The organism is Criblamydia sequanensis CRIB-18 (assembly GCF_000750955.1).
GTDB lineage: Bacteria > Chlamydiota > Chlamydiia > Chlamydiales > Criblamydiaceae > Criblamydia > Criblamydia sequanensis.
In genome coordinates, this window is sequence record NZ_CCEJ010000010.1 from 30094 (window position 1) to 50549 (window position 20456).

Genomic DNA, 20456 nt, shown 5'->3' on the forward strand with positions numbered 1-20456 from the left:
AAATTGTACTTTGCAAACAAAAATCAGGAACCTTTTAATGCTATTTGGGCAAAAAAATGAGAAAGAAATTTCTTCGCTTGGCGTTGAAAGCTATATTGCCCTCTTGGCAATTATCTGTATAACTTTGCATTTAGCTTTCCAATATGCTCTTCCAAAATTCCAAGCCTATGCGCTTTATCCCCTGTACATTACTCTTGCCTTAGGAGGAAGTCTTCTCGTTCTGGAGCTAATACGTAATTTGATAAATTTTCAGTTTGGTTCAGATTTACTCGCCGGAATCTCTATCATTGCTTCCATTTTGTTAGGAGAGTATTTAGCCGGATCATTAGTTGTCTTAATGCTATCCGGTGGTCAAACAATAGAAAGCTACGCCATTAGGTCAGCTTCGAAAATGCTTGAGGTTCTTGCAAAAAGATCGCCGACTATCGCCCACCGAAAAAAAAATGAGGCTATAGAAGACATTCCCGTTGAAAAAATTGCTATCGGGGATACCCTTTTAATATTTCCGCATGAGATATGCCCTGTAGATGGAGAAGTGACCTCCGGAAATGGCGTGATGGATGAATCGTATTTAACCGGCGAGCCTTTCCTTATCTCCAAAGCTCCCGGCTCTGAAGTTCTTTCCGGCTCTATCAACGGAGAAGCTTCTTTAACCATTAAATCAACTAAACTTGCGCAAGATTCCCGCTACGCTAAAATCATGCAAGTCATGTCTGAAACAGAACAAAAACGCCCTCAAATGCGTCGGCTCGCCGACCAATTAGGGGCTTGGTATACTCCCCTAGCTATCATCATTGCAATTTTAGCATGGGTGATTAGCGGCGATGCCGTGCGCTTTCTAGCCGTTCTAGTTATTGCGACGCCTTGTCCCTTATTGATTGCCATACCTGTCGCCATTATTGGCTCGATTTCTTTATGCGCCAAACGCGGTATCTTGATTAAAAATCCCATCGTCTTAGAGCAAATAGATCAGTGTAAGACCATGATTTTCGATAAAACAGGGACGCTTACTTACGGAAAACCTTCATTAACAGATCAGACAGTTTATAATAATTTTGACCCTAAAGAAATTCTCAAACTAGTCGCAAGCATTGAAAGATATTCAAAACATCCTTTGGCAAGCGCCATTCTTGATAAAGCCGGGGAAGAAAACATTAAACTGCTTGATGTCCAGCAAATCAGCGAACCAAAAGGCTCAGGGCTTCTAGCAACTGTAGATAAGCATGAAGTTTTAATCACGAGCCGGAAACTTCTTACTAAAATGGGTTTAGAAAGGGATGTTTCACTCTTGCCTCAGGGAGCCGGACTAGAGTGTGTGATTCTTATCGACGGCAAACTTGCAGCTCACTATCGTTTCCGAGATTCTCCAAGATCGGAAAGTAAATCTTTTATTCACCATTTATTTCCTAAGCATGGGATCAAAAAAGTCATGATCATTTCTGGCGACCGTGAAGAAGAAGTTAAATATTTGGCAAATTATGTTGGAATTACCGAAGTTTATGCAGGCAAAAGCCCTGAGGAAAAAGTTGAACTCGTTGTAGAAGAAACTGAAAAAGCAAAAACGGCTTATCTTGGAGATGGCATAAATGATGCTCCAGCCCTACTTGCGGCAACAGTTGGAATTGCTTTTGGCAGAAGCAGCGACATCACAGCTGATGCTGCTGGAGCGGTTGTTATGGATAACAGCTTGAAAACAGTCGATGAGTTTATGCATATCAGCAAGAGAATGAGAGCGATTGCTCTAGAAAGTGCTCTTGGGGGTATGGCGCTTTCCGTATTGGGAATGATTATAGCAGCTTTTGGATTCCTTCCTCCAGTAGCTGGAGCTATTAGCCAAGAAGTAATTGATGTTTTTGCGATTTTGAATTCGTTAAGAACTATCTGGATGCCAACTAAAATTAGTGATATGTAATATTTTAAGTTTTTGGGATAAAATTATGAAGCAATTACCTTCTCTTTCAAGGTTTTTAACATGGTCGGCTAAGATGGCTGGCAATCCTATTACCTTTGTTATTGCCCTTTCTGTGGTAGCTATTTGGCTAATAATAGGATTTTTCTATGGTTTTAACGCAAAATGGATACTGATTCTTAATACCGTTGCAACACTCAATGCAGCCTTAATGGTTTTTATTATTCAAAATACACAAAATCGAGAAAACAAAGCTCTTCACTTAAAAATTGATGAACTCATAAGGGTAACTAAAGAAGCTACTGATGAATTTATTGCCATTGAAGAATTGGAAGAAGCTGAATTGGAGAAAATTAGAAAAAAAATCTTCAAAAATAAATCATAACAAAACAACCTAAAAAGGCATTCTTTTCAATTTTTTGCTTTTAAAATAATTTTTAAGGAATGTTTTTCGGATGAATTTTTAAATATCTCATAAGCTTGAAGTATTTCATCTAAATCAAAGTGATGGGTAATTAATTCATTGGGATTTAGTTTCCCATTTCTGTAAACCTTGAGAAGGTCGGGAATGCTGAAAGTATCGACTAATGCTGTTGTTAAAGTAATATTTTTGTTCCAAAGCTGTTCTAGATGCAGACTCACCTCTTTCCCATGCACACCAATATTTGCAATATGGCCGCCGGCGCCAACGATCGCTTGACAGGTATCAAAAGCCTCCGGTGTTCCGACAGCTTCTATAGCGACATCCACACCTTTGTTTTGGGTCATTTCCAAAATAGTGTTGACAGCGTTCTTAGTTACATCATTTATTATATAAGTTGCGCCTAGCTTTTTTGCGACTTCTAGTCGATAATTATCCCGATCAACAACAAAAATGGTCTCAGGTGTATAAAATTGAGCAGTTAGTAGCGTTGCTAAACCAATCGGCCCAGCGCCAATAATAGCTACCTTATCTCCTAATTTGATTCTTCCTTTGAGAACTCCTGTTTCAAATCCGGTGGGTAGAATGTCGCTAAACATTACAAAAGGCTCTTCATCAACACTATCCGGGATAGGGTAAAGGCTAGTATCGGCAAAAGGTATGCGAACGTATTCTGCTTGAGTACCATCTATCTTATGGCCAAGCAACCAACCTCCTCTCACACATTGCGAGTACATTTTATCTTTACAAAAGCTGCAAGTGCCGCAGGAGGTAATGCAAGATATTAATACCTTGTCGTTGACACGAAAATTCGAAACGGCATCGCCGACAGCCTCAATGATTCCTATTCCCTCATGACCGAGCGTTCGTCCTTTCTCTACCGTAGGGACATCGCCTTTCCAAATATGAAGATCTGTTCCGCAAATAGTGGTTGCCGTGATTTTCACTATGCAATCGGTCGGATTTATTATCTCGGGTTTAGGCTTATTTTCTACCTGAATTTTATTATTTCCTTGATAGACAAGGGCTTTCATTGATCTGCCTTTTGCTCTTAAATGTCTTATTGAGTTATTTGAGTAATATAGGAAATTATAATTATTTCCAAAGAGCCTTCTCTTATAGATTGAGAATAAGTACTTTCAATCGAAATGAAGTAAATCGCCGATAAAAACACACAACCTCTATCACCAATAGCCAGATTCCCTATTCGCTAACCACATACCTTAGAAAGCTTGCTTCATGCCACTCACGATAAGTACAGGAACCATCGGTTTTATTTCCGTATCTTGTGTCGCTTGTTAATGTTGATTTGGAATAGATAGGCGATCCATAGGGCATAAAAAAAACAGCTAGATTTTAACGCTCGATGGCACCTAATGCTTTATGCACACGATGTTCCGTTGCTCGAATGCCATCATCTTTGACAAGTTGACCAAATTCCCCTACTTGAAACATCATGACATCTAAATCATCGGAAACAACTTTTTTAAAAGGGGCTTCTTCGGAGGTTCTAACAAAAAGACCTGCTTCCATCGGTTCTTGAATTTGCTCTCCCTTAGCAAAATAAACCCCAGGAAGATTTGGAAAATCAGCATTAATTTTAATGAAGGCAGAAGGGAATTGTCTTTCCAAATTTTGCAAGCATTCAAGGCCTCGGCCTGTACCGAAAACAGTCTAATCCGACCTAAGGAAGTTTTCTGCTAAGGCAAATCCAATCCCATGGGAAGCTCCCGTCACTAAAGCTGCTTTTCTAGAATTACCTTGATTATTTACCCGCGAACTAAAGGAAAAGTTTTAACTCAATAAACCACTCGTTAGCTCTAAAGCGCATCTTCCAAGCTTCGCTGCCTACGTCAACCGCAGACCCTGTAGCCACTCTTTGAAATCGAGGCCCTTTAAATTTACCTGCATCAAACCAACGATAGCCTGTTGAAATAGCCCAGCAGTCATTGTAATTGTATTCCAAGCCAAAAAGAACGGTATAAGTAAAATTTTTGCGATGGGTGTATTGATTTTCGGCAGAAAAACTTAAAAATGGGAAAGAATCACCTGTAGGGAGAAGTCCTGTCGTTCTATAATTTGTGATAAAAAGATGGCTAACCCCGACGCCTGCCCCAATGACCGGGTAGATCTGACCGCAAGCAAAATCCCAATTTAAGCAAGAAATGTTTCTTCCAAGGAGATTTACCGAAAATAGAATGGGAACAACATCAAGATCAAATTCCCTTGTGTAAGAGTCCCCGCCCCCAACCGGCGTTTGAAATTTTCTATATTTAAAAGTTGATCTAGTAGAAACACTAAGTTCCAAATCAATTTGCTTCATGAGCTCAAGGCCAATGCCAAAATCAGCAATCGCTCGATTTCCAAGTTTTGAATTGTAACCTTGGATGGCCGGATTCCAAGTGGGAGGCTCTGCTACAACATTTGCGGATTCAGAAAATGAAACACCTGAGCCGACTTTAAGATAAAAAGAGGTGTCCATAGGCTGCTTGCAGCACCAATTAGCATTAATATTGTTTGTTGTGATTGCCATTAAGAAAATTGAGGCCAAAATACGTTTCATAAAAGTTCCTTTTAGCTAAGAATTAAGCCAAGATAGCATTCAAATGCAAATTTATCGAATGAAAAAAGTTATCCCTAATTGATTTAAGAAGTAGTTTTTTACAAAAAAAAACCACTTTTAAAAAATCGCTCCCGTCCTCGTAAATTGGAAGTAGATTTTTTGGTCGTCGGATGAAACCACTAAATCAAAGGTTTGCCCATAAAATGGATTAAATCCAACTTTTGTCGTTGCCGTAACAATGCATTCGGTGACCATGGATCTAACGATGCTATCCAATTCTAAATTTATTAAGGTCGTAGGAGTAAACCAAGTGACTATCAAACCGTTATCAACAGAGATATAATTTGAGATATCGGTAAAAATTCCATCCGCATTTTGCATGCATAGAAAAGAAGCGGAGCATACTCCAACTTTTTGATTCGTCTGATCATAAAGGCTCGCCCTTCCGGCAAGATATTTTGAACTTATTGTAGGGCTATCCACTGATACATTGGAGGTTGGAATTTCAATAAAGCTCTCAGCAAAATCCGAAATAAAAAGATAATAGGTTTGATTATCAGAAGGAAGGGTTCCATTAAGCTCGCCCAAATGATGGATAAAACCTAAACATAACAATAGAACAACTCTTGTAAAATATTGCTTAACCCACATAAGAAACCTCTAAATTAAAGGAAATTGTTAACACTCTAAGAATTTTTTTCTCTTAAAACTTGCAAGGCCTCCAAATTAGGGGGAAAGGGCAAATTTTTCCACTCAAATTTTAAAATTTTTTCTACGCTTCCCTTTAGCGGCTTTATTGCTTTTCAAGAAAAAAAAGGTTATAATTACTTTCTTTTAAGGAGATTTTATGAAAAATTATTTTTTAAAATCATTAATACTTCTTTTACTAATTGGGACAACATTTTTTCCCTTTACTGCGAAAGCAGAAATATTAGATGACAAATTTGACCTGAAGTGTTTGCAAGGCTCAAAGTTAGGATACTATATCGGCTCATTTGACCCGATTCATCTCGGCCATCAAAATGTGATTGATCAAGCGTTAAAATCAGGGTCGGTAGATTATGTTCTCATTTATCCTGTGCCAGGCGGCGATGCCTTTAAAAATAGAAGCGATTTTGCCGAGCGCTTAAAAATGATAGCAAGCGTATATCAACAACACCCCAAAGTTTTAATAACTTCTTGGTCGCCGAAAGAACTACAAGATAATTTTTCCTCTACGATCGATTTGGAGATAATAGGGATTATCGGTTCTGATGTCATAACTGACACGTTAATGGGGCCTGACAAAGAATTAAGTGAAAAATACCGCAGTGTTTTTATGAGAGGGATTCCTCTAAAAGAGAAACATTACCAACATACTATAGGCGCTTTAATGGCCTTAAAAGCGGATTCTTTTCTTGTAGCTTTACGTGGGGATGTGGATTTATCTTACTTGGAAAATCGTATTTATGACCGTCCTATTAGAGCTTTTATACCCTCAAAAACCACATCTTCAACAGAGGTGAGAAAGGCAATCGCCAATAGACAACCCTTTGAACCCTTCTTGTCCTATCAAGTTCAGGCCATTATAAAGCAAGAAGGCCTATATGGCTTTCCCTCTCAATTCAATAAAGCGTTGCAGGACGAGCTTTTAGAAATGCAAGAACAGGATCAAAAAGCTAGATTTAGTTTGATGAGCCATAAAGAGCCTTCTAAAGAACTCTATGAAAATATTAAAAAAATTGATGTCCGGAATGGAAAAAGGCTGAAAACTATTATCAATCAATATGGATGGCCGGGAGTCTCTCTTGTCGGTCTTGAGGGCGCTTCTGCCTTTTGGATTTTAGTACAGCATCAAGATCAGGATGTGGATTTTCAAAAAGAATGTCTTGAGCTTTTAAAAGAAGCTGTAAACCAGTATGAAGCTTCTTTACAATCGCAAGCTTATCTTACAGATCGTGTTAAAGTTAATGAGGGAAAACCTCAAATTTATGGCACCCAATGGGTGCAGAAAGAAGGAAACTTTTGCTTGTATCCGGTAGAAGATATTGAACATCTCGACAAACGTCGTTTACAAATGGGTTTAAATACGATTGCTGAATACAAAAAGCAAATGCAAATGATTTATCAACTTAGTGAGGAGCCTTTTAGAATAGATTAAATGAGTGATTCAAAAAAAATTAACATTAGACAAGCAACCTTAAACGATGCCAATACTATTCTTAAGGAAGAACGCGCCATAGCTGAAATTCCGGGCTATTTTTGTTCTTCGCCTTCAGAATTGTCCCTTGATAGTATCATCAATGCAATTTCGGTCTTAAAAGATAAAAGCGGGGTATTTCTTGTTGCTGAATGCAATGAAGTGCTCGTAGGCCACGCTTTTTTAGAGATTCCACATGTTAAGTCATTACAACATGTGGCTGAATTAAATATGGCTGTACATCTAGGTTGGCAAAATCAAGGTATAGGGACAATGCTACTCCATCGCATCATTGATTGGGCCCAAGAGTCAAAATTTATACGAAAGATTCAACTAAATGTTCGTGCAACGAACTTGCCTGCCATCTCATTGTATAAAAAAATGGGTTTTGAAGAAGAAGGACGATTAAAAAATCGAGTCAGAGTCAATGACAGCTACGTTGACGATATCATCATGGGTTTAAGTTTAGTTGCATAGTAGACTTCTTTTGATTTAAGAGAGACTTTGAGGAAAATATGATTCAAATAAGACAAGCCCTTCAATCGGAAATTGATTGGGTCAATGCCTGCTATGAAGAGGTGGATTTTCGACCCTCGTCCTTTGACAAAGAAATCATAGCTATTGCCGAGTACAAAGGTCAAAAGGCAGGTTTAGGGAGGCTAGTCTCTGTTGACTCTAAAACTCTAGAACTTGGTGGAATGTATGTTTTTGAAGCTTTTAGAAAAAAAGGGATAGCCGGAAAAATAGTTGAATTTCTTATGAAGTTGTCCTCTAAGCAAAATATCTATTGCATCCCTTTCGAGCCACTTATCCCTTTTTACTCTAAATTCGGGTTTATCAAAGGGTTTAATCATGAAGAGGTTCCCTACTCAATTTTACAAAAATATTTATGGTGCAAAGAAAAGTATCCGACTGAGGTAAGCCTCTTATTTAAAAAAGCAACCTAAATGATATAACTCTAAATAATACAATATTAAAGAAGTTAGGAGACATAAATGAGTCAAGCTACCCAAAATCTGCAAGAAGCGTTTGCATACGCTATGAGCATTCGTCCGGAAATTGGAGGCTTCCCCACTCTTGCCGAGGCATTAAGAAAAGCTGGAATCACTAAAAATATTTGGAATCTTCCCTCTTGCCAAAGCATTTACATCACTAAATTTGGCCCTGTTGTAACCCAAGGCATTTCTCTTGTTAATGCTACAGTTGACATTCCGCCTTTTAATAAAGAAGCGCTCATAAAAGCTTTAAGGGTAGATCAAGCGGGTCAAAGCTCTTTTCCGGAATTTTTAAAAGCTTCTTGGGAAGCGGGAGTTGTAAGTTACGTGGTAGATTTTGAAAAACGCCAAGTAACCTACTATGGAGTTTTGGATGAATTCTATTCTGAAGAATACCCTGCAGTAGAGATAGCACTTAAATCTCGATGACTTGATTAAGTTCCGGAAGCATAGGCTTTAAGCCGTAATCTTTCACTATTTGAGAGGCCAAAGCTTCCCTTTCTAGATTTTCTCCATGGGTCAATAGAACTTTGGGTTTAGCTGCAGCAAGCGTGCTAAACCATTTCAATAAATCGTTTTGCCCCGCATGAGCGCTAAAGCCATTTAAGGTATGCACCTTGGCTCTAACTTGTATCTTTTCGCCGTGGATTTTAACTTCTCTAGCTCCATCTACAAGCAGCCTTCCAAGCGATCCGTAGCCCTGATACCCGACGATAAGCACCTGAGTTGAGGTGTTAGGCAAGTTGAATTTTAAATGATGTTGAATGCGGCCGCCATTGCACATTCCAGCTCCCGCTAGAATGGCGCAAGGCCCTTTAAGATCGTTAAGTTGCTTTGATTCCTCAACAGAAGTTGTGAATTTAAACCAGGTGCGATCCAAAGGAAAAACCCCTTGCTTTCTCAAGCTAACCGTCTCCTCATCAAAAAGATCAGGGTGGTGGACAAAAACTTTTCCGGCTTCGATGGCCATTGGGCTATCCACAATTACAGGAAAAGGAGGCACCTTATTTTGGAAAAAGAGAATAGCTAATTGATAAAGGATGTGTTGAGTTCGACCGATTGCGAAAGCCGGAATAAGTATTTTCCCTTTTTTTTCAAAAGCTTGATATATGATCTCCTCAAACTCTTTTATTGTCTCGGAATAAGAGCGATGGTTTCTATTGCCGTAAGTAGATTCTAAAAAAACAACGTCTGCATCTTTTAGCAATTCAAAAGGGCGAACAATGGGTTGTTCATAAGGCCCAAGATCACCGGAAAAAACAATAACAGCAGTTCTTCCTTTCTCCTCGACTGTCAATTCAATACTCGCCGATCCTAGCATATGTCCAGCCTCATAAAATTTTGCTGAAATACCCTCTGCTACGTCAAACCGCTCATGGAGATCAACGATTTTACTCTGCGATCGGAAATTCTTAAGATCTTCCGGGACATAAAGCGCTTCAAAATGTTGCTCAGGATGATAGCGGTTTTTACGCTCTGTATCTTGCAACTGAATTCTAGCGGAATCTTGAAGAACAATTTCTGCTAAATCAAGCGTTGCCGATGTGGCATAAATGCTGTTTTTAAAGCCATATTTTAATAAAAGAGGAACTCTTCCTGTATGGTCAAGATGAGCATGAGTTAATAGCAAAGCATCCAAGCTTCTTGGATCAACCCCCTCCGGCAACTTATTTTTTTCCTCGGTACGTTTGCCGCCTTGAAACATGCCGGCATCGATCATTACTTTGGCATTTGCCGTTTCGATTAAGTAAGCTGAGCCTGTGACCTCTCCCCCGGCAGCTCCAAAAACTTTGATTTTCATTTAAACAAAAACCTTCTTCAAGCCATTTTTATAATTTGAATAATGCTAAACGTCTAAAATATATCATGGCTTCTCCATGTTAAAAAGCCCATCAAAATCCTTATCCGATAATACCATGCTTTAGGCTATGGGAAATAGGGTCTAGTTTTAAGCCATAATTTTAAGATCAAGCGGGCGCTTTTTGATTTTCCTTAAAACTTCTTTCCAACATTTTCTTAGCTAACATTTCTAAAGGGTCTATCACCTTCTTGGTACTTGAAGCAAGCTCTCCTGAAAAAAGTGAAAGCTCAGTACAGCCTAAGATAACCGCTTCTGCTTTCCCTCTCTCTATAACCCATAATAAATCTCTTGCTATTGAACGTGATTCACCTTGCAGGATACGATCAATAATCCCATCCACTTTTTCTTGAAGAGAGAGCTCGGGATAACGGCACTCGAAGAACTTCTTATGCAACTTGTTTTCTCTTGAAGTTCTTGTGCAAAGAACTAAGGGTACTTCGTCTAATCGAAGCTCTTCGCCAAGCAAGTTGGGAAGGTGGATCAGATCTTCTTGCTCCTGATCTTCTTCTAAAAAGTTATGCAACGTATTACAAGCAATCGCTAAAACTTCAGCACCTTGCGCACGCAGCTGATTTAAACTTAAAGTAAGTTCAGTTTTCAAAAGCTTTGGGTTTTTCTTATCAGTCAACATGTCTGAAAAAGGAAAGCTATTTAACAAAACTTGCGGGTAATCCCCATCTTTATAGCATCCATATTGTCTGCTTGATAGAAATAATAGGCGCTCAAAAAGCCGTAACCCCGCAAAAGGGCCTGCACCGCCGACGATGCCAATAATTTTTGGTTTCATAAAAATTTTCCATAGTTATTTATATAAAGTAATTCTGAAAAACAAATAGAAACCAAAAACAATTAGGCCAAGCTAATGCTTAAAGACATCTATAAACTTTCAGATCAAAAAAAAGTAAAAATTGAGAAATTATTGAGCGGAATGCTCGTGATGAGGACGATGGGAGGAAAAATTGATTAGACAGTTTGTTGGCATGAGCCTTGATCTTTCAATTAAAGTAAAAAAAAATTTTATATTCATACTAACCTCTTTATTTGCTTAATTTATTAAGCTATCTAATTATAAGGAAAATCAAATTCTAGAACAATAACTTAAATAATCTAAATCTATTGCTTACGAATAATAGTAATCGATTTCCTCATTTTTCTTAGGACCGATAACCCTCCAGCTTAGACGCAGACTATGATTATCAAAGTGAATTTGACCAAAATAAATATCTCCTCCGCAGAGATGAGAATCGACAGACGATAGAGAGTTCCGCCCAATTGGGGCTAGATGAAAAAGAAATACAGGATGGTCAGGCCCCCTTCTTAAATGCTCTAAGGAAATCACGTTGGCTTGGCGATCTAAGGTCCATCTAAACACGTTGCTAAAACTGACTTCTCCTCCGAGCTTCCCTTGCCAAATCCCCTTTTCATTAAAAATGAGTGCATTCGTACCCTCCTTTGAAACCAATACTTCTCCTTCCCCTTTGCCGTTCCATCCTTTTTCTTCCTTTGAGTTTGTCTTTGCATGAAACCTTAGCTGATTAATCTCAATAAGTCTCTGCCAAAAAGCTTGTAAGGTTTGAGCTTTAGTTTTGAAAGAGGTGGTTTCTTTGGGGTCTTCTTTTACGACATAGTAATCTTTTTTTATATGATTAGGAAGCAAGGTATATGCTTTTTTAAGAAGCTGCTCTAATTCATTTAATAAGGGATAAGCAGGATTAAACTGGTACAGCCTCGTTTTTCCTTCATAATAGCTTGTGATAAGGCCTCCTTTTTCCAAGCGATTTAAAGCTTTTTGAAGGGGTGTGAGCGAGGTATCAAGAGATCGATGCAATTGAGTTCCATAGCATTTGCCATTGACAAACAAGAAGATAAGAATTTTCTGCACATTTTTATTTCCGCATAGAGCTTCTAGCATAAAAAAAATCAAACCTCGATCTAAATCTTTTAAACTATTTTTTGGGTTCAAACACACTACGTATTCCCTATTTTTTAAACTTTTTTATATTTTTTATAAACTACTTTTTAGTTTCAAACGACCTTAAATGAAGGATGTTTTCATTGAAATATCAAAAAAATCGTCCTAAAATTCCTTTATCAGTAATAAAAATGGTGATTTTATGTCGATCAGACATGATTGGACACTTGAAGAGCTTCAAGTTTTGTATGATTTACCTTTCATTGAACTTGTTTCAAAAGCCAATCAAATTCATAGCCGATTTCATGAGCTTTCAGAAATTCAGGTCTGCAGTTTGATTTCCATTAAAACAGGAGGTTGCCAAGAAGACTGCAAATACTGCGCCCAATCCTCACGTTATCAAACCTCTATTAAAGCTCAGCCGATGATGACTTTTGAAGCAGTGCTAAGAGATGCCAAAAGTGCCATAAAACAAGGAGCTACGAGGGTTTGTTTGGGGGCCGCTTGGCGAGAAGTGCGTGAGGGCAAGCCTTTTGAAGAAATACTTAAAATAATTGAAGCCATTACAAGCTTAGGTGTAGAAGTTTGCTGTACTTTAGGCATGCTCAACGCATCTCAAGCAAAGAGGCTAAAAGAAGCTGGTCTCTATGCTTACAACCACAATTTAGATACTTCGGAAAAATTCTACAAAACCATCATAACGACAAGAACCTATCAAGACCGTTTGGACACACTTAGTCATTTAGAAAATTCGAAACTAAGTATTTGCTGCGGAGGTATCTTAGGGATGGGAGAAGACTATATGGACCGGCTAGAACTTCTGCTTCTCTTGGGAACAAGAAACCCGCATCCTGAATCAGTCCCCATCAATAGACTAAGCCAAATTCCAGGTACCCCTCTAGAAGGTCAATCAAAAGTTTCAGTATGGGAACTGATACGAATCGTTGCCATAGCTCGGATAGTCCTGCCTAAAAGTATGATCCGGTTAGCTTGCGGAAGAATCGGGATGTCTTATGAAGAACAAGCCTTATGTTTCCTATCGGGAGCAAATTCTATATTTGCCGGCGAGAAACTTTTAACCGTTGCAAATACTCCTATCGACAAAGATGAAGAGATGTTTCAACTTCTTGGTCTTAAGAAAAAAACAGCGTTTAAAAAGGCTTCAAAATCATGATCTCTCACTTAGAAAATAAATTATTGATACGAAGAAAGTTTGGTCATTTAAGACAATTGAAGATTAACGAAAACTTAATTGATTTTTCATCCAATGATTATTTAGGTCTTGCAAGATCTGCAGACCTCGCAAAAGCATTTCTTCAAGAATGGGAAAATCACTTGAACCCTTTTATTGGATCAACAGGGTCCCGCTTACTTACGGGTAATTCAAATTACGCTCAAGATTTAGAGGAGAGAATTTCAAAATTCCATGGCTTTGACGCGGGCCTTCTTTTCAATACCGGCTACATGGCAAATCTAGGCTTACTTTCTGCTATTGGAAACGAGGAAAGTGTGTTTTTTTACGACTTAGGTGTGCACGCTTCCACCCATGATGGCATTCTCTTAAGTAAAGCTAAAGCTGTTCCCTTCAAACATAACGATCTTCAACATCTAGAAGAGAGGCTTAAAAAAAGTTATCTTTCCAAAAATCGCTTTATTTGCATCGAATCCATTTACTCAACAGACGGTTCCATGGCGCCAGTGCTTGAAATTTGCAAGCTTTCTCAAAAATATAATGCTCATATGATTGTTGATGAAGCTCATTCGGCGGGCATCTATGGACCTCAAGGAAGAGGCTTAATTTCAGAATACGGTCTTACCGATAAAGTCTTTGCTATAATAGTCACTTTTGGTAAAGCGCTAGGAACTTTTGGCGCCATTGTGCTTGGCAGTTCCCTTTTAAAAGAAACTCTTATAAATTTTGCTAAATCTTTTATCTTTACAACAGCCCTCCCTTTTCAAGCGCTGGCTTCTATCAAATGCTGCTACGACTTATTTCCGAAATTAGAAAAAGAAAGACAAAACCTTAAAAATTTAATCAACCGTTTTAGAAATAGTTTACCTAGTTCTTCAATCACCCCTATTCAACCAATACTTATTTCCGGAAATGAACAAGCTAACTTAGCAGCTCAACATTTACAGGATTTAGGCTTTGATGTAAGAGCGCTTTTGAGTCCTACAGTGAAACGTGGGAATGAAGTTCTTCGTATTTGCTTGCATAGTTTCAATACTGAGCATGAGTTGTCTCTTTTACTGAACCGCATTCCAGTTATAAGGGAGCCTCTTTATGCATAATATTATGGTGTCAGGAATAGGAACAGGGGTTGGTAAAACGATTGTAAGCACTATTCTTACAATTCTTTTTGATGGAGATTATTGGAAACCGATTCAATGCGGAAATAAAGAAAATTCAGATACAGTACAGGTAAAAAAGTGGCTAAACCCCTCTAGACATGTTATTCATCCTCCCGCTTATTCTTTTAAGGCTCCCTTATCCCCTCATCATGCCGCACGTTTAGAGAAAATCTCTATCAATCTAAAAAAGGTTTTTCCTCCCACAACAGATCGTTCCTTGATCATTGAAGGTGTCGGCGGGATTTTGGTTCCAGTAACTACTCAATGTGTAAGCTTGGAATTATTCAAATCATGGAATTGCAAGTGGATTCTTGTTTCAAATCATTACTTGGGGAGTATAAATCATACCTTGCTCACCCTTGAAGTTTTAAAACAACACCAAATTCCACTTCTTGGAATCATTTTTAATGGACCCCCTAATCCTGATAGTGAAAGTGCCGTCTTAGCCATCTCAAAAGTTCCTTTTTTAGGAAGATTGCTAAAAGAACCTTATGTAACAAAAACAACCCTTCAAAAGTATGTAAAACAATGGCAACCACATTTTTCGAAAATACTTCTTTAGTTGATAAAGATAGAGCTTGCATTTGGCACCCTTTTACCCAAATGCAAACCGCAAAACCTCCTATTCCGATTGTCCGTGCAAAAGGAGTCTATCTCTATGACGCTTCCGGGAATTGCTATTTGGATGCCATTTCCTCTTGGTGGGTGAACCTCCATGGGCATACTCATCCCTATATTGCTCAAAAAATCAAATCTCAATCGGAAATATTAGAGCATGTTATTTTTGCTGACTTCACCCATGCGCCAGCAATTGATTTAGCATCCAGGCTGATTTCTCTTCTACCGGGTAAAATGTCTAAAGTTTTCTACTCCGATAATGGTTCCACTTCAGTTGAAGCGGCTTTAAAAATAGCGATACAGTTTTGGCATAACCAAAATGTCAATAAAAAAAAGATTATCTGTTTTAAAAATAGTTATCATGGCGACACTTTTGGGGCTATGTCAGCATCCGGAAAAAATCCGTTTAATAGACCCTTCTGGACGCACCTTTTTGAAGTAACAGCCATTGATCCACCCTTAAAAGGTCAAGAAAAAACTTCCCTGCAGCAACTTGAATCTCTTTTGGAGTTAGAGGACACGGCTTGCTTTATTTTTGAACCACTTGTTTTAGGTTCTGGGGGGATGATTATTTATCCCCCAAATGGTTTGGACCTTTTAATTCAAAGCTGCAAGAAGCATCAAGTTTTAACCATAGCAGATGAAGTCATGACAGGATTTGGCCGAACAGGAACCCTCTTTGCATGCGATCAACTTCAGGAAGAACCCGATATTATCTGCTTATCCAAAGGTCTAACAGGCGGATTTTTACCTCTTGGGGCAACGATTTGTACGGAAAATATTTTTAACGCATTTTTAGGAAATCATTTGCATCAAGCGTTCCTACATGGCCATTCGTATACCGCAAATCCCCTTGCTTGCAGCAGCGCTCTTGCAAGCCTTGATCTTTTATTAGAAGATAAATGCACGCATCAAAGAAAACTGATTGAAAATTCGCATCATTCTTTTTGTCAAAAATGGAAATTCCACCCTAAACTAAAAAGATGTGAAGTACAAGGCACGATTTTAGTTTTAGAATATCATACAAATACACCTTCTTATTTTGATTCTCTTCGCGATCAACTGTACGGCTTTTTTTTAGAAAAAAAAATTTTACTTCGTCCTTTAGGGAACGTTCTCTATCTTTTGCCTCCCTACTGTATTCAAGAGGAAGAACTTCAATTTATCTACGATCAAATTATTCTTACTTTGGAAGGCGGCTTATGACTTCATTTATTTCTTTTTCAAAACAAATCAAAGAAATTCTAAGCACTATCGTTTTGTCTGAAAAATTACATGCCAGATGGCTTAATACTCTTTCATTTCTTGAAAATTGCGGCGCAAGACAAATTGCTGCTTGTGAGCATCCCACCTTAGTTAAAGAAGAAATGCTAAAACACGCTGCTGAAGAATTTCGACATGCCCACTATCTAAAACGTCAAATTGGAAGAGTATCTTCTGAATCAATAGAAACCTATTCCCGCTCTAATATACTTGGGGAAACATCCACTCTTCATTATTTAGGGGCCTTGAATATAAAAACTTCTCGCTACCTTAAATCTTTAGGGTTATCGCATAACTTAATCAAAGAAGGTGCCTATTTACTTGTCACCTATGCCATAGAGTTGCGAGCCGAAGAATTATACCCTCTCTACGAAGAAATACTACGGAAAGCAAGCTCAAGGGTCACTGTTAAATCTATTTTATTGGAGGAAAAAGAACATCTTCTAGAGATGAAAGAAGGGCTTGAAAAATTCCCTTCAGGGCTTCACTATGCGGAGAAAATCCTTTCTATAGAAAGCAAGCTTTGTAAATCTTGGTTAGATGGCTTATCAAAGAGTATAGAATGACATAAAGGTTATAAACTCTTTTTACATCAAATTACTATTTACATTTTGTTTATTTAACGGATAAAGATGACTTTGACTAATTTTTCAAAAAAAAGCTCACTGTTGTAGATATTGAAGAATTTCAATACTTAAAAGTTTTGAGAGTAACTTAAGAAATTGAAGAAAAGACGCACTCTGCTATTTGTAAATCTTGAATGGCGATGCCTGTCAAGTCGCAAACAGTTATTTGCTCCTCTGACGTCCTGCCAAGAGAAGGATCGACTAAGACATCACCTAATTCCACTAATTTTTCGAAGTTAATTGAGCCTTTTTTGATCGCATGGGAAGCATCGCCAAATAAAGCACACTGGCTTTTGCTATCTACTACGACTCTATCCGCTTTTACAAAGATATTTTCATCCAGTTCTTGTTTGTGGGTATCGTCTGCCCCAACAGCGGTAATGTGTGTGCCTGGCATGATAAAGTCAGCGAAGATAATAGGCTGAGTGGAAGCGGTTGTTGTGATAATCAAATTACTTTTAGAAGCAAGCTCTACAAGATCTTTTATCGGCTGTATCTCCCATTCCTTTAAATCATGGTGCATAGATAGTTTTTTTGCTTTCTCAATATCTCTTCCCCAAACCATCACTTTACGGCACTTTGTGGCCTCCCTTAGAAATTTCAATTGGTAATAGGCTTGAGCGCCCGTTCCGACGATTCCAATGTTTGTAATATTTTTTGGAGCTAGGAGCTTTGCTGCCACATAACCTGCTGCGGCGGTTCGAATATCTGTGAGATACCCTTCATCCAACAAGATTGAGACGCACCTTCCCGTTTGTTTATCAAATAATAGCATAAGGCCATTATTGGAGGATAAACCTAACTTTGGGTTCTCATAGAAGCCGGAAGCCACTTTTACGACATAATATTTTCCTTTCTTTAAGTACCCATATTTAATGTGGCAGTCTCCTGGAGGATCCTTAAAAGATAGCGAGGCTACAGGAGGAATTACCGTTTGACCTTGGCTATAAGCGATAAAACCATCCTCAATGGCTTTCAAAACCTTAGGAATTGAAAGAGCCTTTTTGATCACTTCGAGGCTTAGAATTTTCATGATATCAACTTCTGAAGGGTGGAAAAGCTCACATTACGGCCTGTTAATACAAGGACGGTGGGCTCTTTTGGTTTGATGTGTCCGAAAAGGCAACTTGCGAGAGAAACTGCAGCTGAAGGTTCAATAAGGTATTGATGATTTTTTAAAAGCCAAAGAAGAGCCTCTTTTAGCTCATTTTCTTTAATTAAAGCGATCTCATCCACTCTTGTTTTTAAAATATCATAACACTTCGCCCCAAGCCCTCCTTCCAGTCCACCGGCCAATGTATCGATAGGAGGCAGGTAAGTGATGGGCTTACCTTGACTCAAAGATAATTTAAGAGCAGGAGACTCAAAAAGCTGACAAATAGTAATTTTGGCATGAGGACTTTTTTCTTTTATGTGCCAAGCAAACCCGGAAGACAACCCGCCTCCCCCCATGGGTAAAATAAAATGCTTAGCTTCGGGCATTTGTTCAAGAACTTCAGAGGCAAGAGTGCCTCCATTGGCAGCCATAATTTTTTCATCATCAAAAGCTGAGATAAGAGTCATGTCTAATTTCTTAGCCTCATTCGCAGCCCACTCTAAGGTTTCATCATAACCAACAAATTCTGATTTTTTTACTTCGGCTCCAAGCTCTAATAATTTATTATATTTAGCTTGATCGACATTTTTGGGAACGAACACGATTGCGGGCACCCCTAATTGCTTGCAAGCATAAGCAATCCCTAGGCCATGGTTGCCCGCAGAACAAGCTGCAACCCCTTTTTCTTTTTTCTTTTCATCTAAAGTCGATAGGTAGAAAAAACCTCCACGAACTTTGAAGGAACCGGTAATCTGCAAATTTTCAAGCTTTAAATAGATTGGTTGTCCAAAAAGATTCGAAAGCTTTGGTGAAAACTCAATCGGTGTCTTTCGAATTTTCCCTTTAAGGACATGCCGTGCTTGTTCAATAATGGAATTCATAGCTTCTCTTTATGAAAGTTTATTTACTTAGGTAGTTATAAACTGTGGCTCTTGAAAGATCGAGAACGTCAGCTAAGTAAGCAGCCGCATTCTTAGCTTTGAATCCCCCTTCCCGATAAAGAGCTTGAATCAGATCGCGTTTATTTTCTTTGCTTAAAGCCTTTAGCGTTAACCCCTCTCTTTTTAGATAATCAGAAACATAGAGATTTATCTTTTCACGCCAGTCATCCTTGAAAAGGACCTCAGGCTTATTTTCGGTATCGACAACATTCGACCATTTATCTAAAAGATGCCGAAACTCCTCCCACTTTGAAACATCCAAGTTGATGCACAAAAGACCGATAGGAACTTTATTTTTATCTCTAAGTGTCGCTGTGGTTGATTTTAGTTTAATGCCGTCCCAGTTTATCTTGGTGTAAACCGGAAAAACATCGGGAAGGTTGGTATAATCCGGAAGATCCTCTATTAATGAGTCATCTCCAATTTTTCTTTTTGAAAAATTGTTGAAAATAGCCGCAATTTTTCCTGTCTTTAGATCGTGAATCACAACTTCTGCATGGGGATGTAATAAAACGGTAATAGCTTCGGCTACAGAATAATATTCGTTCAATTCAGACACCTTTCCTCTTTTTATATACATTTTAGTCTAAATTAGACTTTTATGTCTACAACAGATTGTTTTTGCAAAATAAATGTTAAAGAATTATTTATCTTTTTAAACAACTTGTGTTCAGCAAAGGAGTCTTACCATGTCAAAAATTCAAGCATGGGTGGCTTCCGCCCCAAAAAGTAAATTTACAAAGCAAGAAATTGATCTAGGACCTTTAGGAGAGGATGAGGTGGAAGTCGCAGTCGAGCATTGCGGAATTTGCCATTCCGATCTCTCATTCCTTAATAATGAGTGGGGCAATTCAAAATTTCCTGCTGTTCTAGGCCACGAAATTTCGGGTCGGGTGGCAGCCCTAGGTTCTGCTGTCAAAGGGCTTAAGGTGGGTCAGAAAGTTGGCATTGGCTGGACTTGCGGAAGTTGTATGCATTGCCATCAATGTCTATCCGGAAACCAAAATTTTTGCCCGGAAGCTGTATCCACTATTATTGGCCATAAAGGCGGCTTTGCAAGCCGCGTAAGAGCCCATTGGGCTTGGACTATCCCTATTCCGGAAAATCTTCCTTTGGCAGATGCAGGCCCTTTACTTTGCGGCGGCATCACGGTTTTTAATCCGTTATCAACTTATGGTAAACCGACGGATCATGTCGGGATTGTCGGGATTGGCGGACTTGGCCACATGGCAGTTAAATTCGCAGCAGCTATGGGCTTTGAAATCACAGCTTTTACTTCAAGCGAAAGCAAATTTAAAGAAGCAAAGGATTTTGGAGCCCAGAATGTGATTTCAAGTAAAGATTCTGCTGCGATTAAAAAACTTGCCGGAAAATTAGATCTCTTACTTGTCACTTTAAACGTTCCCTTGGATTGGCAAGCCTTGATCGCGACCCTAGCCCCAAAAGGACGGATTCATTTTCTTGGAGTTGTAACACAACCTATCCCCGTCTCTATTTTTTCTCTCCTTTTAGCTCAAAGGAGCCTTTCAAGCTCTCCTGTCGGTCCTCCGGTGGCCATAGCTGACATGCTGGATTTTTCAGCTTTGCATAATATCACGCCAACTACCGAACATTTTCCCATGAGTCAAATTAATGAGGCTTTTGAGCATCTTGAATCCGGAAAAGCGCGTTATCGAATTGTTCTTGACGCTGATTTCTAAACGTTGGACAATATAGCTTG

The 20456-nt window shown here is 38.7% G+C and carries 22 protein-coding genes; 12 read left to right on the forward strand and 10 right to left on the reverse strand.

Going from position 1 to position 20456, the window contains the following annotated elements; genetic code table 11:
* Nucleotides 1-37: 37 nt before the first annotated feature.
* Both CSEC_RS10320 and CSEC_RS10325 read left to right on the forward strand, forming a co-directional pair.
* The gene (locus CSEC_RS10320; protein ID WP_041018401.1) at nucleotides 38-1912 is read left to right on the forward strand and encodes a heavy metal translocating P-type ATPase; all 1875 of its coding nucleotides are present in this window, start codon (nucleotides 38-40) and stop codon (nucleotides 1910-1912) included.
* A gap of 25 nt (nucleotides 1913-1937) precedes the next feature.
* Complete coding sequence (locus tag CSEC_RS10325; RefSeq protein WP_041018402.1) at nucleotides 1938-2294, forward strand: low affinity iron permease family protein; 357 nt, start codon at nucleotides 1938-1940, stop codon at nucleotides 2292-2294.
* A gap of 26 nt (nucleotides 2295-2320) precedes the next feature.
* On the opposite strand, the gene CSEC_RS10330 is transcribed toward CSEC_RS10325, so the two are convergent.
* From CSEC_RS10330 to CSEC_RS10345, 4 genes are all read right to left on the reverse strand, one after another.
* Entirely contained in the window at nucleotides 2321-3364 is a 1044-nt protein-coding gene (locus CSEC_RS10330; protein ID WP_041018403.1) for a zinc-dependent alcohol dehydrogenase family protein, read from the reverse strand.
* 322 nt (nucleotides 3365-3686) lie between these two features.
* Nucleotides 3687-3971: a hypothetical protein gene (locus CSEC_RS13250; RefSeq protein WP_041018404.1), complete on the reverse strand. Its 285-nt coding sequence runs from the start codon at nucleotides 3969-3971 to the stop codon at nucleotides 3687-3689.
* Between the two features lie 139 nt (nucleotides 3972-4110).
* The gene (locus tag CSEC_RS10340; RefSeq protein WP_041018405.1) at nucleotides 4111-4893 is read right to left on the reverse strand and encodes an outer membrane protein; all 783 of its coding nucleotides are present in this window, start codon (nucleotides 4891-4893) and stop codon (nucleotides 4111-4113) included.
* A 117-nt stretch (nucleotides 4894-5010) separates the two neighbouring features.
* Nucleotides 5011-5544, reverse strand: a complete 534-nt coding sequence (locus CSEC_RS10345; RefSeq protein WP_041018406.1) for a hypothetical protein — start codon at nucleotides 5542-5544, stop codon at nucleotides 5011-5013.
* A gap of 196 nt (nucleotides 5545-5740) precedes the next feature.
* Between CSEC_RS10345 and CSEC_RS12820 the strand changes: the two genes are divergently transcribed.
* The 4 genes from CSEC_RS12820 to CSEC_RS10365 are packed head-to-tail and all read left to right on the forward strand — an operon-like array spanning nucleotide 5741 to nucleotide 8496.
* Entirely contained in the window at nucleotides 5741-7033 is a 1293-nt protein-coding gene (locus CSEC_RS12820; protein ID WP_053332002.1) for a DUF6624 domain-containing protein, read from the forward strand.
* Complete coding sequence (locus tag CSEC_RS10355; protein ID WP_041018407.1) at nucleotides 7034-7549, forward strand: GNAT family N-acetyltransferase; 516 nt, start codon at nucleotides 7034-7036, stop codon at nucleotides 7547-7549. It begins immediately after the preceding gene.
* Between the two features lie 38 nt (nucleotides 7550-7587).
* Nucleotides 7588-8019 carry a GNAT family N-acetyltransferase gene (locus tag CSEC_RS10360; RefSeq protein ID WP_053332003.1) on the forward strand — a complete coding sequence of 144 codons (432 nt, stop codon included), beginning with the start codon at nucleotides 7588-7590 and terminating at the stop codon, nucleotides 8017-8019.
* 48 nt (nucleotides 8020-8067) lie between these two features.
* Nucleotides 8068-8496 carry a DUF1398 domain-containing protein gene (locus CSEC_RS10365; protein ID WP_041018408.1) on the forward strand — a complete coding sequence of 143 codons (429 nt, stop codon included), beginning with the start codon at nucleotides 8068-8070 and terminating at the stop codon, nucleotides 8494-8496.
* Here the strand turns inward: CSEC_RS10365 and CSEC_RS10370 are convergent.
* From CSEC_RS10370 to CSEC_RS10380, 3 genes are all read right to left on the reverse strand, one after another.
* Nucleotides 8483-9868 carry an MBL fold metallo-hydrolase gene (locus tag CSEC_RS10370; protein ID WP_041018409.1) on the reverse strand — a complete coding sequence of 462 codons (1386 nt, stop codon included), beginning with the start codon at nucleotides 9866-9868 and terminating at the stop codon, nucleotides 8483-8485. The genes CSEC_RS10365 and CSEC_RS10370 overlap by 14 nt on opposite strands.
* 166 nt (nucleotides 9869-10034) lie before the next feature.
* Nucleotides 10035-10715: an aspartate/glutamate racemase family protein gene (locus tag CSEC_RS10375; RefSeq protein ID WP_041018410.1), complete on the reverse strand. Its 681-nt coding sequence runs from the start codon at nucleotides 10713-10715 to the stop codon at nucleotides 10035-10037.
* A gap of 333 nt (nucleotides 10716-11048) precedes the next feature.
* Entirely contained in the window at nucleotides 11049-11840 is a 792-nt protein-coding gene (locus CSEC_RS10380; RefSeq protein WP_154017687.1) for a DUF6314 family protein, read from the reverse strand.
* A 202-nt stretch (nucleotides 11841-12042) separates the two neighbouring features.
* Between CSEC_RS10380 and bioB the strand changes: the two genes are divergently transcribed.
* Genes bioB through CSEC_RS10405 form a run of 5 tightly spaced genes read left to right on the forward strand, consistent with a single transcriptional unit; the run spans nucleotide 12043 to nucleotide 16639 of the window.
* Complete coding sequence (gene bioB / locus CSEC_RS10385; protein WP_041018412.1) at nucleotides 12043-13014, forward strand: biotin synthase BioB; 972 nt, start codon at nucleotides 12043-12045, stop codon at nucleotides 13012-13014.
* A complete protein-coding gene (locus tag CSEC_RS10390; protein ID WP_041018413.1) occupies nucleotides 13011-14132 on the forward strand; it encodes an aminotransferase class I/II-fold pyridoxal phosphate-dependent enzyme in 1122 nt (373 codons plus the stop codon). Before bioB ends, CSEC_RS10390 begins: the two co-directional genes overlap by 4 nt.
* The gene (gene bioD, locus CSEC_RS10395) at nucleotides 14125-14754 is read left to right on the forward strand and encodes a dethiobiotin synthase (RefSeq protein ID WP_041018414.1); all 630 of its coding nucleotides are present in this window, start codon (nucleotides 14125-14127) and stop codon (nucleotides 14752-14754) included. Before CSEC_RS10390 ends, bioD begins: the two co-directional genes overlap by 8 nt.
* A complete protein-coding gene (bioA, locus tag CSEC_RS10400; RefSeq protein WP_041018415.1) occupies nucleotides 14721-16016 on the forward strand; it encodes an adenosylmethionine--8-amino-7-oxononanoate transaminase in 1296 nt (431 codons plus the stop codon). The genes bioD and bioA overlap by 34 nt, the downstream gene beginning before the upstream one ends.
* Entirely contained in the window at nucleotides 16013-16639 is a 627-nt protein-coding gene (locus tag CSEC_RS10405; protein ID WP_041018416.1) for a hypothetical protein, read from the forward strand. Before bioA ends, CSEC_RS10405 begins: the two co-directional genes overlap by 4 nt.
* Nucleotides 16640-16787: 148 nt before the next feature.
* Here the strand turns inward: CSEC_RS10405 and CSEC_RS10410 are convergent, their stop codons facing one another.
* From CSEC_RS10410 to CSEC_RS10420, 3 genes are read right to left on the reverse strand one after another with little or no spacing between them, the layout of a single operon-like run.
* Nucleotides 16788-17732, reverse strand: coding sequence for a Rossmann-fold NAD(P)-binding domain-containing protein (locus tag CSEC_RS10410; RefSeq protein ID WP_041018417.1), 945 nt, complete (start codon nucleotides 17730-17732; stop codon nucleotides 16788-16790).
* Nucleotides 17729-18676, reverse strand: coding sequence for a threonine ammonia-lyase (locus CSEC_RS10415; protein WP_041018418.1), 948 nt, complete (start codon nucleotides 18674-18676; stop codon nucleotides 17729-17731). The genes CSEC_RS10410 and CSEC_RS10415 overlap by 4 nt, the downstream gene beginning before the upstream one ends.
* A 19-nt stretch (nucleotides 18677-18695) precedes the next feature.
* Nucleotides 18696-19295 carry a helix-turn-helix transcriptional regulator gene (locus tag CSEC_RS10420; RefSeq protein ID WP_237559239.1) on the reverse strand — a complete coding sequence of 200 codons (600 nt, stop codon included), beginning with the start codon at nucleotides 19293-19295 and terminating at the stop codon, nucleotides 18696-18698.
* Nucleotides 19296-19425: 130 nt separating this feature from the next.
* Between CSEC_RS10420 and ahr the strand changes: the two genes are divergently transcribed.
* Nucleotides 19426-20436, forward strand: a complete 1011-nt coding sequence (gene ahr, locus CSEC_RS10425; RefSeq protein WP_041018420.1) for an NADPH-dependent aldehyde reductase Ahr — start codon at nucleotides 19426-19428, stop codon at nucleotides 20434-20436.
* Nucleotides 20437-20456: the final 20 nt, after the last annotated feature.

Bases quoted from the DNA above. Each gene is read 5' to 3' on its own strand.
- CSEC_RS10320 (WP_041018401.1), top strand. From the start codon at position 38: ATGCTATTTGGGCAAAAAAATGAGAAAGAAATTTCTTCGCTTGGCGTT.
- CSEC_RS10325 (WP_041018402.1), top strand. From the start codon at position 1,938: ATGAAGCAATTACCTTCTCTTTCAAGGTTTTTAACATGGTCGGCTAAG.
- CSEC_RS10330 (WP_041018403.1), bottom strand. From the start codon at position 3,364: ATGAAAGCCCTTGTCTATCAAGGAAATAATAAAATTCAGGTAGAAAAT.
- CSEC_RS10340 (WP_041018405.1), bottom strand. From the start codon at position 4,893: ATGAAACGTATTTTGGCCTCAATTTTCTTAATGGCAATCACAACAAAC.
- CSEC_RS10345 (WP_041018406.1), bottom strand. From the start codon at position 5,544: ATGTGGGTTAAGCAATATTTTACAAGAGTTGTTCTATTGTTATGTTTA.
- CSEC_RS12820 (WP_053332002.1), top strand. From the start codon at position 5,741: ATGAAAAATTATTTTTTAAAATCATTAATACTTCTTTTACTAATTGGG.
- CSEC_RS10355 (WP_041018407.1), top strand. From the start codon at position 7,034: ATGAGTGATTCAAAAAAAATTAACATTAGACAAGCAACCTTAAACGAT.
- CSEC_RS10360 (WP_053332003.1), top strand. From the start codon at position 7,588: ATGATTCAAATAAGACAAGCCCTTCAATCGGAAATTGATTGGGTCAAT.
- CSEC_RS10365 (WP_041018408.1), top strand. From the start codon at position 8,068: ATGAGTCAAGCTACCCAAAATCTGCAAGAAGCGTTTGCATACGCTATG.
- CSEC_RS10370 (WP_041018409.1), bottom strand. From the start codon at position 9,868: ATGAAAATCAAAGTTTTTGGAGCTGCCGGGGGAGAGGTCACAGGCTCA.
- CSEC_RS10375 (WP_041018410.1), bottom strand. From the start codon at position 10,715: ATGAAACCAAAAATTATTGGCATCGTCGGCGGTGCAGGCCCTTTTGCG.
- CSEC_RS10380 (WP_154017687.1), bottom strand. From the start codon at position 11,840: ATGCTAGAAGCTCTATGCGGAAATAAAAATGTGCAGAAAATTCTTATC.
- bioB (WP_041018412.1), top strand. From the start codon at position 12,043: ATGTCGATCAGACATGATTGGACACTTGAAGAGCTTCAAGTTTTGTAT.
- CSEC_RS10390 (WP_041018413.1), top strand. From the start codon at position 13,011: ATGATCTCTCACTTAGAAAATAAATTATTGATACGAAGAAAGTTTGGT.
- bioD (WP_041018414.1), top strand. From the start codon at position 14,125: ATGCATAATATTATGGTGTCAGGAATAGGAACAGGGGTTGGTAAAACG.
- bioA (WP_041018415.1), top strand. From the start codon at position 14,721: ATGGCAACCACATTTTTCGAAAATACTTCTTTAGTTGATAAAGATAGA.
- CSEC_RS10405 (WP_041018416.1), top strand. From the start codon at position 16,013: ATGACTTCATTTATTTCTTTTTCAAAACAAATCAAAGAAATTCTAAGC.
- CSEC_RS10410 (WP_041018417.1), bottom strand. From the start codon at position 17,732: ATGAAAATTCTAAGCCTCGAAGTGATCAAAAAGGCTCTTTCAATTCCT.
- CSEC_RS10415 (WP_041018418.1), bottom strand. From the start codon at position 18,676: ATGAATTCCATTATTGAACAAGCACGGCATGTCCTTAAAGGGAAAATT.
- ahr (WP_041018420.1), top strand. From the start codon at position 19,426: ATGTCAAAAATTCAAGCATGGGTGGCTTCCGCCCCAAAAAGTAAATTT.